This window comes from Nocardioides sp. F233 (assembly GCF_057813895.1).
In genome coordinates this window covers 742,003-755,470 of the sequence record NZ_JBVASH010000002.1, presented here as the reverse complement: position 1 = coordinate 755,470, position 13,468 = coordinate 742,003, and the positions used below count along the sequence as shown (strand labels likewise).

Annotated in this window: 13 protein-coding genes and 1 riboswitch; of the genes, 9 read left to right on the top strand and 4 right to left on the bottom strand. The window is 70.9% G+C overall.

Going from position 1 to position 13,468, the window contains the following annotated elements; all coding sequences use genetic code 11:
• Positions 1 to 4 precede the first annotated feature (4 nt).
• Positions 5 to 169: riboswitch (cyclic di-AMP (ydaO/yuaA leader) on the bottom strand.
• A 163-nt stretch (positions 170 to 332) separates the two neighbouring features.
• A complete protein-coding gene (locus ACZYRU_RS10040; protein ID WP_488956938.1) occupies positions 333 to 536 on the bottom strand; it encodes a hypothetical protein in 204 nt (67 codons plus the stop codon).
• A gap of 201 nt (positions 537 to 737) precedes the next feature.
• On the opposite strand from ACZYRU_RS10040, the gene ACZYRU_RS10035 reads away from it, so the two are divergent.
• The 3 genes from ACZYRU_RS10035 to ACZYRU_RS10025 are packed head-to-tail and all read left to right on the top strand — an operon-like array spanning position 738 to position 4,131.
• Positions 738 to 2,453: a DEDD exonuclease domain-containing protein gene (locus tag ACZYRU_RS10035; RefSeq protein ID WP_488956937.1), complete on the top strand. Its 1,716-nt coding sequence runs from the start codon at positions 738 to 740 to the stop codon at positions 2,451 to 2,453.
• The gene (locus ACZYRU_RS10030; RefSeq protein ID WP_139621662.1) at positions 2,450 to 2,728 is read left to right on the top strand and encodes an Lrp/AsnC family transcriptional regulator; all 279 of its coding nucleotides are present in this window, start codon (positions 2,450 to 2,452) and stop codon (positions 2,726 to 2,728) included. The genes ACZYRU_RS10035 and ACZYRU_RS10030 overlap by 4 nt, the downstream gene beginning before the upstream one ends.
• A 2-nt stretch (positions 2,729 to 2,730) precedes the next feature.
• Positions 2,731 to 4,131, top strand: coding sequence for a hypothetical protein (locus ACZYRU_RS10025; protein WP_488956936.1), 1,401 nt, complete (start codon positions 2,731 to 2,733; stop codon positions 4,129 to 4,131).
• 7 nt (positions 4,132 to 4,138) lie between these two features.
• On the opposite strand, the gene trpD is transcribed toward ACZYRU_RS10025, so the two are convergent.
• The 3 genes from trpD to ACZYRU_RS10010 are packed head-to-tail and all read right to left on the bottom strand — an operon-like array spanning position 4,139 to position 6,537.
• Positions 4,139 to 5,164: an anthranilate phosphoribosyltransferase gene (gene trpD, locus ACZYRU_RS10020; RefSeq protein WP_488956935.1), complete on the bottom strand. Its 1,026-nt coding sequence runs from the start codon at positions 5,162 to 5,164 to the stop codon at positions 4,139 to 4,141.
• 1 nt (position 5,165) lies between these two features.
• The gene (locus ACZYRU_RS10015) at positions 5,166 to 5,567 is read right to left on the bottom strand and encodes an Rv3143 family two-component system response regulator (protein WP_488956934.1); all 402 of its coding nucleotides are present in this window, start codon (positions 5,565 to 5,567) and stop codon (positions 5,166 to 5,168) included.
• A gap of 10 nt (positions 5,568 to 5,577) precedes the next feature.
• On the bottom strand, positions 5,578 to 6,537 hold the full coding sequence (locus ACZYRU_RS10010; protein ID WP_488956933.1) for a cytochrome c oxidase assembly protein: 960 nt from the start codon (positions 6,535 to 6,537) through the stop codon (positions 5,578 to 5,580).
• Positions 6,538 to 6,651: 114 nt separating this feature from the next.
• On the opposite strand from ACZYRU_RS10010, the gene ctaE reads away from it, so the two are divergent.
• From ctaE to ACZYRU_RS09980, 6 genes are all read left to right on the top strand, one after another.
• Positions 6,652 to 7,305 carry an aa3-type cytochrome oxidase subunit III gene (gene ctaE / locus ACZYRU_RS10005; protein WP_488956932.1) on the top strand — a complete coding sequence of 218 codons (654 nt, stop codon included), beginning with the start codon at positions 6,652 to 6,654 and terminating at the stop codon, positions 7,303 to 7,305.
• 58 nt (positions 7,306 to 7,363) lie between these two features.
• Positions 7,364 to 8,239 (top strand): cytochrome bc1 complex diheme cytochrome c subunit, encoded by an 876-nt coding sequence (gene qcrC / locus ACZYRU_RS10000; RefSeq protein WP_488956931.1) that lies wholly within the window; start codon positions 7,364 to 7,366, stop codon positions 8,237 to 8,239.
• Positions 8,236 to 9,336 (top strand): cytochrome bc1 complex Rieske iron-sulfur subunit, encoded by a 1,101-nt coding sequence (gene qcrA, locus ACZYRU_RS09995; protein ID WP_488956930.1) that lies wholly within the window; start codon positions 8,236 to 8,238, stop codon positions 9,334 to 9,336. The genes qcrC and qcrA overlap by 4 nt, the downstream gene beginning before the upstream one ends.
• A gap of 1 nt (position 9,337) precedes the next feature.
• The gene (gene qcrB / locus ACZYRU_RS09990; protein ID WP_488956929.1) at positions 9,338 to 11,041 is read left to right on the top strand and encodes a cytochrome bc1 complex cytochrome b subunit; all 1,704 of its coding nucleotides are present in this window, start codon (positions 9,338 to 9,340) and stop codon (positions 11,039 to 11,041) included.
• A 139-nt stretch (positions 11,042 to 11,180) separates the two neighbouring features.
• Positions 11,181 to 12,638 carry a sugar transferase gene (locus tag ACZYRU_RS09985; RefSeq protein WP_488956928.1) on the top strand — a complete coding sequence of 486 codons (1,458 nt, stop codon included), beginning with the start codon at positions 11,181 to 11,183 and terminating at the stop codon, positions 12,636 to 12,638.
• Between the two features lie 8 nt (positions 12,639 to 12,646).
• Positions 12,647 to 13,468, top strand: coding sequence for a glycosyltransferase (locus ACZYRU_RS09980; RefSeq protein ID WP_488956927.1), 822 nt, complete (start codon positions 12,647 to 12,649; stop codon positions 13,466 to 13,468).

Below are 13,468 nucleotides of genomic sequence, written 5' to 3'. Positions count from 1 at the left end.
GTCGTACGCCTACCGGGTGAGCTGACGGATTCGGGCACGACTCGCCCTACCCGCACTCCTCGCGCCGGCGGTGGTCCGGTCGGACCCTCGCCCTCGCGCCTCGAGCGGGATTCACCCCAGAGTGGTTGGTTCCCCGGCTCCGGAACCCCGAGTGGATCCGGACTCAGCGCGGCGTCCGCGCGGGTCGGTCGACCCACTTCCTCGGACACCTGAAGGAGCAGCCTAGTCGCGGCTCCCGGCGGCACCAAACCGGTCCGGGGCGTGTTGGGGACGATTGCACGCAACAGCTGTCACGTGGGTCACACCAGCCCCTCCGGTCACGGCGGGGCCGGTCAGGCGGACTCGACCTGCGGACCGTCGACCGGCTGGACCAGCCGCAGCGGTGGCACCAGCCCTCCGTCGGCCAGTGCCTCGAGGGCAACCATCTCGTCGTCGCCGATCACCAGCTCGGGCGGTGGCCCGAGCAGCACCGTCACCACGCAGTCGTGGCAGGCCAGGCCTCGCACCACACAGGTGTCGCAGTCGATCCTCGTCATGCCTGCGAGGCTCGCAGGGCCCCCCGACACAACCCGGCTGCCGGTCGCGAGGAACGAGCGACCGGCGTGGGCCGGGTTGGGTCGAGCAAGCGACGCGGCCGAGGAACGAGGCCGCGGCAGCGCGTCGAGACCCAGCCGTCTTCGCGACACATGTCCCTGACCTCCCGGGTTGCGTCGGAGGTGGCGCCTACCGTCGCTCCCATGACCGCAGCACCTCTCACACCCCGGTGGGATGCGCAGCGCAGCTTCGACGAGCTCGGCCGCCCCCTCCACGACGTGACCTTCTGCGTCGTCGACCTCGAGACCACCGGCGGCTCGGTCGCCGACGGCGACAGGATCACCGAGATCGGCGCGGTCAAGGTCCGCGGCGGCGAGGTGCTGGGCGAGTTCCAGACCCTGGTCAACCCGCACACGTCGATCCCCGCGTTCATCGCCGTGCTCACCGGGATCACCAACGGCATGGTCGCCGACGCCCCGCCGATCGCCGCGGCCCTGCCGGCGTTCCTCGAGTTCGCCGCCGGGTCCGTGCTGGTCGCCCACAACGCCCGCTTCGACGTGGGCTTCCTGCGCCACTTCGCGCGCGAGCAGGACATCGCCTGGCCCGACTTCGAGGTGCTCGACACCGTCAAGCTGGCCCGCCACGTCGTGACCCGCGACGAGGCCCCCAACCACAAGCTGTCCTCACTGGCCCGGGTCTTCCGCGCCGGCACCACCCCCAACCACCGCGCGCTCGCCGACGCACGGGCCACCGTCGACGTGCTGCACGGGCTGATGGAACGCCTCGGCGGGCTCGGGGTACAGACGCTCGAGGAGCTGCAGGGCTACTCCAGCAAGGTCGCGAGCGTCGCGCGCCGCAAGCGCCACCTCGCCGAGCACCTCCCCCACGCTCCCGGCGTCTACCTGTTCCGCGACGACAGCGCGCGGGTCCTCTACATCGGCACGTCCCGCGACCTGCGCCGCCGGGTCCGCAGCTACTTCACCGCCTCGGAGAAGCGCACCCGGATCGGCGAGATGGTCCAGATCGCCTCCTCGGTCAGCGGGGTCGAGTGCGCGACGCCGCTGGAGGCCTCGGTCCGCGAGCTGCGCCTGATCGCCGAGCACAAGCCGCCCTACAACCGCCGCTCCCGCCACCCCGAGAAGGTCACCTGGCTCAAGCTGACCCGGGAGCCGTGGCCGCGGCTGTCCCTGGTCAAGCGCGTCCTCGACGACGAGGCCGACTACCTCGGACCGTTCTCCTCGCGTGCGGCCGCGGAGAGCTCGCTCGCCGCGCTGCACGAGGTGTTCCCGATCCGCCAGTGCAACGACCGCTTCGGCCGGCAACCGCAGCGCAGTGCCTGCGTGCTGGCCGAGATGGAGCGCTGCCTGGCCCCCTGCGACGGCAGCGTCGACCCCCAGACCTACGCGGCCGTCGTACGCCAGCTCAGGGACACCCTGCTCACCCGGCCCGACGACGTCGTCGACCTGGTCCACGCCCGGATGTCGGACCTGGCCGAGCAGGAACGCTTCGAGGAGGCGGCCCACCACCGCGACCGGCTCGCCGACTTCGTCCGCGCCGCGGCCCGCACCCAGCGACTGACCGCGCTGACCGGCTGCCCCGAGGTGGTCGCCGCCCGCCGCGAGGACGACGGCCGCTGGGCCGTCCACGTCGTGCGCCACGGCCGGCTCGCCGCGGCCGGCGTGATCCCGGCCGGCGCCGACGCGGTCGCGTACGTCGACGGCCTGCGCGCCTCGGCCGAGACCGTGCTGCCCACGATCGGCCCGACACCCGCCGCGACCGCCGAGGAGTCCGAGCGCATCCTGCGCTGGCTGGAGTCCCCCGGCGTCCGACTGGTCGAGGTGGTCGGCGAATGGGCCTGCCCGGTGCGGGGCGCGGGTCGCCACGCGACGACATTGCTCACCACTACTGTGGCCCCATGATCACCGCCATCGTCTTCGTCCAGGCCGAGACCGCCCGGATCCCGGAGGTCGCCGAGGCGATCGCGGCGCTCGAGGGCGTCAGCGAGGTCTACTCCGTCACCGGCCAGATCGACCTGATCGCGCTGGTCCGGGTCAGCTCCCACGACGACATCGCCGCGGTGGTCGCCGACCGGCTCAACAAGGTCGAGGGCGTCGTGGACACCGAGACCCACATCGCCTACCGCGCGTACTCCCGCCACGACCTCGAGGCGGCGTTCTCGCTCGGTCTCGACTGAGGATGGCCGACCGAGCACAGGGCGAGCCCCGGTTCCCCCTGCTCGCCCGGGTCTACCCGCCACTGGCGGCGCTGCTCCTGACCGTGCTGGTGACCGCGCTCGTACGGCGTCCGCTGCGGGCGTTCGACACCTACTTCCACCTCCGCTTCGGCGAGGAGTTCCGGCGCGACTGGTCGATCGCGCACCCCGGCCAGCTCAGCTCGGCCTCCACCAACGACTGGGTCCCGACCCAGTGGCTCCCCCAGGTCCTGCTCGCCCGCCTCGACGACTCCTCCGGCGCCACGGGACTGGTGCTGGCCTTCGCGGCCGTCGTCGTCGCCTTCGTCGCCGCGACCTACCTGTTGCTGCGTCGCCACGCCGGCCCGGGGGTCGCGATCACCCTCACCGTGGTCGTCGTCCTCGGGTGCCTGCCCAGCCTGTCCCTGCGCCCGCAGCTGCTCAGCTACCTCTTCCTGGTCGCGGTGCTGGCCGCCTGGGACCGGGCGCGCACGACAGGTCGCCCTCCGTGGGTGCTCATCCCCCTCGGCTGGCTGTGGGCGACGTGCCACGGGATGTGGCTCATCGGCGTGGCGACCTGTGGGCTGCTGGCAGTCCTGGTGATCCTCGAGCGGCGGCCGCGCCGGGTCCAGGCCCTCGCCCTGCTGGCCGTTCCGGCCGGCATGCTCCTCGCCGCGCTCGCGACCCCGGTCGGTCCCCGCCTGCTGACGTCCGTCCTGCTCGTCAACTCACGCGCCGACTACTTCGCGGAGTGGGCCGCCCCGGAGCTGATCACCGTCGCCGCCGCGCCCGTGACCGTCCTCGCCGCGGCCGCCGTGCTCCTGCTCGTACGGCGCGCCGATGTCCGTCCCTACGACGTCGGCCTGCTCGCGATGGGCGGGGCGTTCGCCCTCTACTCGGGCCGCACGCTGCCCCTCGCGCTGGTGACCCTGGCCACGGTCGTCGCACCCGAGCTGACCCGCCGGAGCACCCACCGCCCGGTCGCGCGGACCGAGCTGGTGGTCGCTCTCGGCCTGGCCGTCGTAGTCCTCGTCGTGGCGCCGAACCAGGGTCTCCTCGACGACTCGGCCGACCGGGTCCGGCCGTTCACCGCACGGCTCGACGAGCTGCCTGCGGGAACGAGAGTGCTGACCGACTGGCCCGTGGGCGGTGTACTGCTGCGGCTCGAGCCAGGGCTCGACGTACCCCTGCACGGCTACGGGGACGTCTACACCGACGCAGAGCTCGAGCGGTACACCGATCTCGACCACCTCGAGCCCGGATGGGACCGGACCCTGGCCGAGCTCGCTCCCGGGGCCGCGCTGCTGCCGAACGACGCCCCCCTCGCCTACGCGCTCGAGCGCGACGGCTGGACGGTCGAGCAGCGCACGAAGCAGCTGGTGCTGCTCACTCCCCCGTCGGACTGAGCGCGGGTCAGCGACCGGCTGCCGCGACCCAGCGGTCGAGGGTCGCACGCGCGGCGCCGGAGTCGATCGCCTCGCCGGCGCGGGCGATGCCGGCGGCCAGCGCCTCGTCGTACGGCGCCCCGGGGGCGTCGTAGACGGCCAGCGCAGCCCCCGCGTTGAGCAGCACGGCGTCACGCACCGGCCCGGCCTTCCCGTCGAGCAGGTCGAGCACGACGCCTGCGTTGTGCTGGGCGTCACCACCGCGCAGGTCCTCGGTGGTCGCAGGAGCGATGCCGAAGGCGGTCGGGTCCACGATGACCTCGGTGACCTCGCCGCCGTGGACCTGCCACAGCCGCGAGGTGGTCGTCGTGGTGAGCTCGTCGAGCCCGTCGTCGCCGCGGAACACCCACGCGTCGACGCCACGGCGCGCGAACACGCCGGCCATGACCGGGGCGAGCTTCGCGTCGGCGCACCCGATCGCCTGGGCGGCGGGCCGGGTCGGGTTGGCCAGCGGGCCGAGCGCGTTGAACGCCGTACCGATGCCGAGCTCCTTGCGCGGGACCGCGGCGTGCCGCATCGCCGGGTGGAAGGCGGCGGCGAAGCAGAAGGTGATCCCGGCCTCGTCGACGACCTCGGCGACCCGGGCGACCGGCAGGTCGAGACGGACGCCCAGTGCCTCGAGGACGTCGGCCGTGCCGGCCTGCGAGGAGGCCGAGCGGTTGCCGTGCTTGACCACGCGCGCGCCGGCGCCGGCGGCGACGATCGCGGACATGGTCGAGATGTTGACGGAGAAGGAGCGGTCACCACCGGTGCCGACCACGTCGAGCAGCCGTCCGGGGACGGAGATCGGGGTCATCACGGCGTACATCGCGTCGACGAGCCCGGTGAGCTCGTCGATCGACTCCCCCTTGGCCCTCAGGGCGACCATGAAGCCGGCGATCTGCGCGGGGGTCGCCTCGCCGGCGAGGATCTGCCCCATCGCCCACGCGGACTGGGCAGGCGTCAGGTCCTCCCCGGCGACGAGGGCGCCGAGGACGTCGGGCCAGGTCGCCACGTCAGGCGGGGACGCGGACGCGGAGCAGCGAGACCACGGCCTCCGCGAGCTGGATCGGGTCGAGCGGGTGCGGTACGGCGGCGTCGGCGCGCGACCAGGTCGCCAGCCAGGCGTCCTGCGGCCGACCGGTCAGCACCACGAGCGGGGGGCAGTCGAGGATCTCGTCCTTGAGCTGCTTGGCGATGCCCATCCCCCCGGCAGGAACCGCCTCGCCGTCGAGGATCGCGATGGCCAGGCCGCCGGCGTCCATGTTCTGGATGACCACTGGCTCGGTGGCGACCTCGACGTACTCCAGCTCCGGCAGGTCCGGGTGGGGACGGCGTCCCAGCGCCAGGATGACCTGCTCACGGGTGTGCACGTCGTCGCTGTAGACGAGCACCTTCAGGGTCTTGGGGGACGTCACCCGCGCGATGCTACTCGGACGGTGCCGGGTCCGCGGGGGTGACCTCGCTCGCGGCGCGTTGCTCCTGTCGCTCGAGGCGGTCGAGCCGGCGGTCCTCCCGTTCGGCCTCCTTCATCGACGAGCGCACCCACTGCGCGAAGAGCACGATGAAGAAGACCAGACCGACGAGGTCGCCGGCGCCCCAGAGGATGCCGCCGGCGAGCTTCTGGTCGTCGTACGGGTCCGGGAGCCAGGCACCGAGCGGGCCGTCGTGCAGCGACGGGTACCAGTCGCCGCCCAGCAGCGTCTTCTGGCCCATGATCGTGACGCCGAGGAACGCGTGGAACGGCAGCGTCATCACGGTCAGCAGCACGCGGAACGGGTGCGCGACGCGGCCGGGCAGCGGGTCGACCCCGACGATCGGCCAGAAGAAGAGCGCGCCCACGACCACCAGGTGGACGTGCATCATCTCGTGGACGTACGTCGAGCGCAGCGACGCGTCGTACCAACCGGAGAAGTAGAGCGCCCACGGCGAGATGACGTAGAGGCCGAAGGTCAGCGGCGGGAAGCCCAGCACCTTGGCCAGCCGGGAGTGCAGCAGCGTGAGCAGCCAGCCGCGCGGCCGGCGCGGCAGGGTGCGCAGGGCGAGGGTCACCGGCGCGCCGAGGGCGAGCGAGAGCGGCACGACCATCGACAGCACCATGTGCTGGACCATGTGCACGCTGACCAGGACCGTGTCGTACGCCGCCAGCCCCGACGAGGTGGCGAGGTAGAACGCCAGCATGCCGATGCCCCAGCCGATCGAGCGGCCGACCGGCCAGCTGTCGCCCCGGCGGCGCAGGGTGAGCACGCCCACGGCGTACAGGCCCGTGGCCCAGACGGTGATGATCAGGGGAACCGGCGCGATCCCCCACTGGGAGAGCAGCGCACCGGCGTCGAACGGCGGGAGGTTCTCGACTCCCGCACCACCCGCGGACACCACCAGTCCCACCCGTCACCCCTCCGCAGATCGATCCCGGTTTCGGGACCCGTTCGAGCGTAGGTCGTGGGTGGTGAACGCCCAGAACGGGGGGTCGGGATGCCGATGCGATCCGATACCGCCATAATGGCGCCCGTGGCGATCTCAGCTTCGGCAACTCTCCCGGCCTCGCGCCTGCACGGCCAGCACGACCGACCCAGCATGGTCGCGGTCGGCACGATCATCTGGCTGTCCAGCGAGCTCATGTTCTTCGCGGCGCTCTTCGCGTCGTACTTCACGATCCGCTCGGTCTCGCCCGAGATGTGGTCGGAGAACACGCAGCTGCTGAACGTGCCGTTCGCGTCGATCAACACCACGATCCTCGTGCTGTCGTCGTTCACCTGCCAGCTGGGTGTGTTCGCGGCCGAGCGCGGCCAGGTCTCGCGCGCCGGCTCGCTGCTCCAGGTCGGCAAGTGGGGCCTGCGCGAGTGGTTCATCCTGACCTACGTCATGGGTGCCATCTTCGTCGGCGGCCAGGCGCTCGAGTACGCCGAGCTGATCCACGAGGGCGTCACGATCCCCCACGACGCCTACGGCACGATGTTCTACCTGACCACCGGCTTCCACGGCATCCACGTGACCGGCGGTCTCATCGCCTTCCTCTTCGTCCTCGGCCGCACGTACGTCGCCAAGCGCTTCACCCACGAGCAGGCGGTCAGCGCGATCGTCGTCTCGTACTACTGGCACTTCGTCGACGTCGTGTGGATCGGCCTGTTCGCGACGATCTACCTGATCAAGTGACACGGGGCACCCCGATGACGAAGAGCTGTTGGATCCTCCGGACTGACAAGGACTGAATGTGCGCCTTCTGAACCGTTCCGCCGGTCGACTCTCGCGGCACCGCCGCGGTCCGATCGCCGGACTCCTGGTGCTGGTCTGCGGCCTCCTGCTGACCGGCGGCCTCTACGCAGCGCTCGCGCCGGCCCAGGCCGACACCAGCCAGGACGAGGCAGCACTGGTCAAGGAGGGGCGTGAGCTCTTCCTGGTCGGCTGCGCCTTCTGCCACGGCCAGAACGGCGAGGGCGTCCTCACCCAGGGCGGCTCGCAGTACGGCCCTGCCCTGACCGACGTCGGCGCCGCTGCCGTCGACTTCCAGGTCGGCACCGGCCGCATGCCGATGGCCCAGCCCGGCGTCCAGGCGCCGCGCAAGGAGGTCGTCTACACCAAGGAGGAGACCGCTGCCCTCGCGGCGTACGTCGCCTCGCTCGGCACCGGCCCGGCCGTCCCCGACAAGGAGCTCTACTCCACCGAGGGCATGAGCCAGAAGGAGGTCGAGGCGCTCGTCAGCCGCGGCGGCCAGATCTTCCTCGCCAACTGCACGGCGTGCCACAACTTCGAGGGCTCCGGCGGCGCCATGCCGCGCGGCGGCTTCGCGCCCAAGATCCGCGGCGTCGACTCCAAGCACATCTACGAGGCGATGCTGACCGGCCCCCAGTCGATGGACACCTTCTCCGACGGCAACATCCCGCCCGAGGACAAGAAGGCCGTCATCGCCTACCTCAACGAGCTGGACAAGGCCCCGAGCTACAGCGGCTTCACGCTGGGCGGCCTCGGTCCGGTGAGTGAGGGCATCATCGCCTGGCTTGTTGGCATCGGCGCCCTGGTCGGCTTCGCCGTCTGGATCGCGGCCCACACCACCCGCTCGAGCAAGAAGAAGGACGAGGCGGCAGCGTGACCGACGCACACGACACCCACTCCGACCCGAGCGGGGGCGAGCTCGCGATTCCGATCGCGGACCCGGGCCTGCCCGAGCACCAGTGGCGGCCGACGGACGTCGACCCCGCCAAGGAGAAGCGCGCCGAGCGCCAGGTGGCCACACTGTTCGGCCTCTCCGCGCTCGCGACGGTCGGCTTCCTGGTCTCGTACTTCACCCTCGACGTGGGTGACGACTGGACCCTGATCGGCAACAAGGGCGCCTCGACGATCGCCCTCGGCGTCTTCCTGGGCCTCGCGCTGCTGTTCATCGGCGTCGGCATCATCCACTGGGCCCGCAAGCTCATGGCCGACCACGAGATGGTCGAGATGCGCCACCCGGCGAAGTCGGCCGACGAGGACCGCGAGGTCGCCGTCCAGGCGCTCAACGACGGCATCGCGGAGTCGGGCATCGGCCGCCGGCCGCTGATCCGCAACTCCCTGCTCGGTGCGGTCGGCCTGCTGGGCCTCCCGGCCGTCGTGCTGCTGCGCGACCTGGGTCCGCTGCCGGGCGACAAGCTGTACCACACGATCTGGGGCAGCGGGACCAAGGACAAGCCGATGCGCATCGTGCGCGACGGCATCTGGACCCCGATCCTGGCCTCGGACCTGGAGATCGGCGACCTGGTCAACTGCCAGCCCGACGCCCTCCACAACCCGGAGCGCTACGACATGGACCCGACCGAGGTCGAGGGCGTGAACGCCCAGGTCATCAAGTCGAAGGCGTCGCTGGTCCTGCTGCGGATGAACCCGGGCGACATCAAGCCGGGCAAGGACGCCCAGGGCAAGAGCCGGGAGAACTGGACGGTCAACGGCATCGTTGCCTACTCCAAGATCTGCACCCACGTCGGCTGCCCGATCTCGCTGAACGAGCGGACGACCCACCACCTGCTGTGCCCCTGCCACCAGTCCACCTTCGACCTCGCCGACTCCGGCAAGGTGGTGTTCGGCCCCGCCGGCCGTCCGCTGCCGCAGCTGCCGATCGCCGTCGACGACGAGGGCTACCTGGTCGCGCAGAGGGACTTCGACGAGCCCGTCGGCCCGAGCTTCTGGGAGCGTGACTACTATGACCGTTGGTGACATGAGCAAGGTCGCCACGACCAACGGCACGACGCCCGCCACCACCAAGGGTGGCAAGGCCGCCGGTGCCATCGCCAACTGGGCCGACGAGCGCCTGGGCCTCGGCGGGGCGATGAAGAAGAACCTCCGCAAGGTCTTCCCGGACCACTGGTCGTTCATGCTGGGCGAGATCGCCCTGTGGAGCTTCGTCGTCCTGCTCCTGACCGGTGTCTTCCTGACGCTGTGGTTCGACCCGAGCATGACCGAGGTCCAGTACGACGGCGCCTACGACCCGCTGCGCGGTCAGCACGTGTCGTCGGCGTTCGCCTCGACGATGCACATCTCGTTCGACGTGCGCGGCGGCGTGCTCATGCGGCAGATGCACCACTGGGCCGCCATGATCTTCATCGCCTCGATGATGATCCACATGATGCGCGTCTACTTCACGGGCGCCTTCCGCAAGCCGCGCGAGCTCAACTGGGTCATCGGCTGCCTGCTGCTGCTGCTCGGCACGATCGAGGGCTTCACCGGCTACTCGCTGCCCGACGACCTGCTCTCCGGCACCGGCGTCCGCGCCGCGGACGGCTTCATGAAGGCCTCCCCCGTGGTCGGCTCCTACATGTCGTTCTTCCTGTTCGGCGGCGAGTTCCCGGGTGACTCGATCATCCCGCGCTTCTACGCCATGCACATCCTGCTCATCCCCGGCATCCTGCTGGCCCTGGTCGCGGCGCACATGCTGCTGCTCGTCTACCACAAGCACACGCAGTGGCCTGGTCCCGGCCGGACCGAGCAGAACGTCGTCGGCTACCCGATGCTCCCGGTCTACGCGGCCAAGGCGGGCGGCTTCTTCTTCATCGTGTTCGGCGTGATCACCCTGCTGGGTGGCCTGTTCTCGCTCAACCCGGTCTGGAAGTTCGGTCCCTACGACCCGTCCAAGGTGACCGCGGGCTCGCAGCCCGACTGGTACATGGGCTGGCCCGACGGCCTGCTGCGCATCATCCCGGCCTGGGAGACGCACATCTGGGGCATCACCCTGTCCTGGAACGTGATGCTCCCGATCCTCGTGATGCCGCCGCTGATGCTGATGATCCTGATGGCGCTGCCGTTCCTGGAGGCCTGGATCACCGGCGACAAGCGGGAGCACCACCTGCTCCAGCGTCCGCGCAACGCTCCGACCCGCACCGCGATCATGGTCGCGCTGATGACCTTCTACGGCCTGTCCTGGGCCGCGGGTGGCAACGACATCATCGCGATCAAGATGCACCTGAGCATCAACGAGATCACGTACTTCATGCGGGCCGCGGTGTTCCTCGGACCGGTCATCGCCTTCATCATCACGCGCCGCTGGTGCATCTCGCTCCAGCGTCACGACGAGGGCAAGCTGCTCCACGGCTACGAGACCGGTGTCCTGGTCCGCTCCCCCGAGGGCGCGTACGCCGAGAAGCACCTCCCGCTCCCCGTGGGCAAGGCCTACACGCTCACGGCCCGCGACGACGACCCGACGCCGGAGACGGTCGAGGAGATCGACGCCTCGGGCGCCACCGGTCGCAGCGCGCGCCTGCGCAAGCTGCGGGCCAAGCTGGCCACCGTGTTCTTCGCGGACAACGTCCAGAAGCCCACGGCCGAGGAGATCCACGAGGCCCAGCACCACGCGGAGCACGAGCTCCACGAGCTCGAGTCACAGATCGCCGCCGGCCCCAACCGGCACGGTCCCGCCGACCACTGAGCACGACGCCTCGAGGGTCGTAGTCCCAACGGACTACGACCCTCGAGTCATTTTCGGCGGATCGACCGATCCTGGTGAGCCCTCTCCCCCATTAGCGTGCTGCTGACAGCGTGGGGACGAGTCATGAGGAGGCCGGGCGATGGCGTTGCTCGCGACCTCGCCGGACGTGGGCCAGGACCCTGGTACCCGCCGGGTACGCGACTCCCTCTCCCGGCTCGTCGTCGTGGTCGCGGTCCTCGACGCCATGACCATCGTCGCGGCCGCCGCCGCGGCCATCGGCATCAAGTTCGGGTACGGCACCTGGCCGCCCGCACACATCGAGTGGTTCACGGGGATCCCGCTGATCGACTTCGGGTGGGTCGTCCCCGTGTGGTGGGGCGCACTCGCCCTCAGCGACGCGTACGAGCGTCGCGAGATCGCGCGCGGCAGCGACGAGTTCAAGAGCATCCTGCGGGCCTCGTTCGCGGCGGGCGGGATCGTCGCCATGCTCGCGTACCTCGTCAACTACGACATGTCCCGCCCCTACTTCGCGCTGACCTGGACCCTGGGCATCACCGGCCTCTTCCTCGAGCGGTACGCCGTGCGCCGGGTCGTCACCCGGCTGCGGGTGCGCCAGCAGCTGCAGCACCGCGTCGTCGTGGTCGGCGATGCCGTCGCGGTCCGTGAGCTCGACGCCGCGCTGGCGCGCGAGCCGGGACTCGGCTACGCCGTCGTCGGCGCCTGCGTCGCCGGCCCGCAGGAGCCGCTCCCCGTTCCCGTCCTCGGAGCGCCCGGCCGCGCCGTGCAGGCCTGCCTCGACCATGACGCCGACACCCTGCTGATCGCCAGTGGCTCCTTTGCGTCCTCGGTCGACCTGCGCCAGATCGGCTGGGAGCTCGAGGGGCGCGACATCGACCTGATCGTCGTCCCCAACCTGATCGACGTCGCGGGACCGCGCATCCATCTGCGACCGGTGGCTGGCCTCCCCTTCGTCCACGTCGAGCCGCCCCAGGTGGCCCGCGCCATGCGCTGGGGCAAGGCGGTCGTCGACCGCTTGGGAGCCCTGCTGCTCCTGGTGGCCCTCGCCCCGGTGTTCCTCGCCACGGCACTCGCCGTCCGCGCCGACGGCGGCCCCGTGTTCTACCGGCACCGGCGGGTCGGGCTCGACGGACGCGAGCTGTGGGTGTGGAAGTTCCGCAGCATGCGCCCCGGCGCCGACCAGGTGCAGGACGCGCTCATGGACGACCTCGGCGCGGACCCCCTGCTCTTCAAGCTGCGTGACGACCCGCGGGTGACACCCGTCGGGCGCCTCCTGCGCCGCTACTCGATCGACGAGCTGCCGCAGCTCCTCAACGTCCTGGCAGGACAGATGAGCCTGGTCGGCCCGCGCCCGCAGGTGGCCGCCGAGGTCGCGCAGTACAGCCACACCATGCATCGCCGACTCCGCGTCCGGCCCGGCATCACGGGCCTCTGGCAGGTCTCCGGCCGCTCGGACCTCACGCCGGACGAGGCCGCGCGCCTCGACCTGTACTACGTCGAGAACTGGTCCATGGCCGGTGACCTGATGATCCTCGCCCGCACCGTGCGGGCCGTCCTGCGCCACGACGGGGCATACTGAGCCCTCCGATGTCCGAGCGCGACTGGACCGTCATCACGGTCACCTTCAACTCTGCGGCCCAGCTCCGACAGTGCTGGTCGTCGTGGCCGGTCGGCGTCGCACGCTGGATCGTCGTCGACAACTGCTCGTCCGACGGATCAGCGGCCGTCGCCGGTGCTCTCGGGGCCGAGGTGATCTCCCTTCCGCACAATCTCGGGTTCGGAGCGGCCAACAACCGCGCTCTGCGGCAGGTGTCGTCGAAGTGGACGCTCTTCGCCAATCCCGACGTCGTGCTCGACCCGTCCACGCTCCCCCAGCTGGCGCGCACCGCCGATGCCAACGACAGCCTCGTCGCACCCCAGCTGCTGGACCCGGATGGCACGGCTCAGCCCAATGCCCGGGGCCTGCCGCACCTCGCCGACAAGTTCTCGAACCGGCTCCTGGGCAACACAGCGAAGCGCCTCGGCTACACCAACACCGAGCTGGACCGGCCGACCTGGGCTGCCTGGGCGATGGGAGCAGCCCTCGGAGGTGCAAGCGCCGCCTGGCAGGATCTGGGCGGCTGGGACGAGCGCTACTTCATCTACTACGAGGACCACGACATCGGACTGCGGTCGTGGCTCGGCGGGCACGGCGTGGTGATCGATCCCCGGGTTCGCTGGGAGCACCAGTGGCAGCGGGCGACCACGTTGCCGCGGCTGACACCCTGGAAGCACGAGCTCCGCTCGATGCGCACGTTCTACAGCACCTACCCCGATCTGCTCACCCGGAGCAGGAGCCGACGCTCGAGCCGGTGGTCGGAGCTGCGCGAGCGTGTCTGGCAGCCCGCGAGCGTCCCTGCGGAGACATGA

Coding starts and splice junctions, on each gene's coding strand:
- ACZYRU_RS10040 (WP_488956938.1), bottom strand. CDS start 536: ATGACGAGGATCGACTGCGACACCTGTGTGGTGCGAGGCCTGGCCTGC.
- ACZYRU_RS10035 (WP_488956937.1), top strand. CDS start 738: ATGACCGCAGCACCTCTCACACCCCGGTGGGATGCGCAGCGCAGCTTC.
- ACZYRU_RS10030 (WP_139621662.1), top strand. CDS start 2,450: ATGATCACCGCCATCGTCTTCGTCCAGGCCGAGACCGCCCGGATCCCG.
- ACZYRU_RS10025 (WP_488956936.1), top strand. CDS start 2,731: ATGGCCGACCGAGCACAGGGCGAGCCCCGGTTCCCCCTGCTCGCCCGG.
- ctaE (WP_488956932.1), top strand. CDS start 6,652: ATGGCGCCCGTGGCGATCTCAGCTTCGGCAACTCTCCCGGCCTCGCGC.
- qcrB (WP_488956929.1), top strand. CDS start 9,338: ATGAGCAAGGTCGCCACGACCAACGGCACGACGCCCGCCACCACCAAG.
- ACZYRU_RS09985 (WP_488956928.1), top strand. CDS start 11,181: ATGGCGTTGCTCGCGACCTCGCCGGACGTGGGCCAGGACCCTGGTACC.
- ACZYRU_RS09980 (WP_488956927.1), top strand. CDS start 12,647: ATGTCCGAGCGCGACTGGACCGTCATCACGGTCACCTTCAACTCTGCG.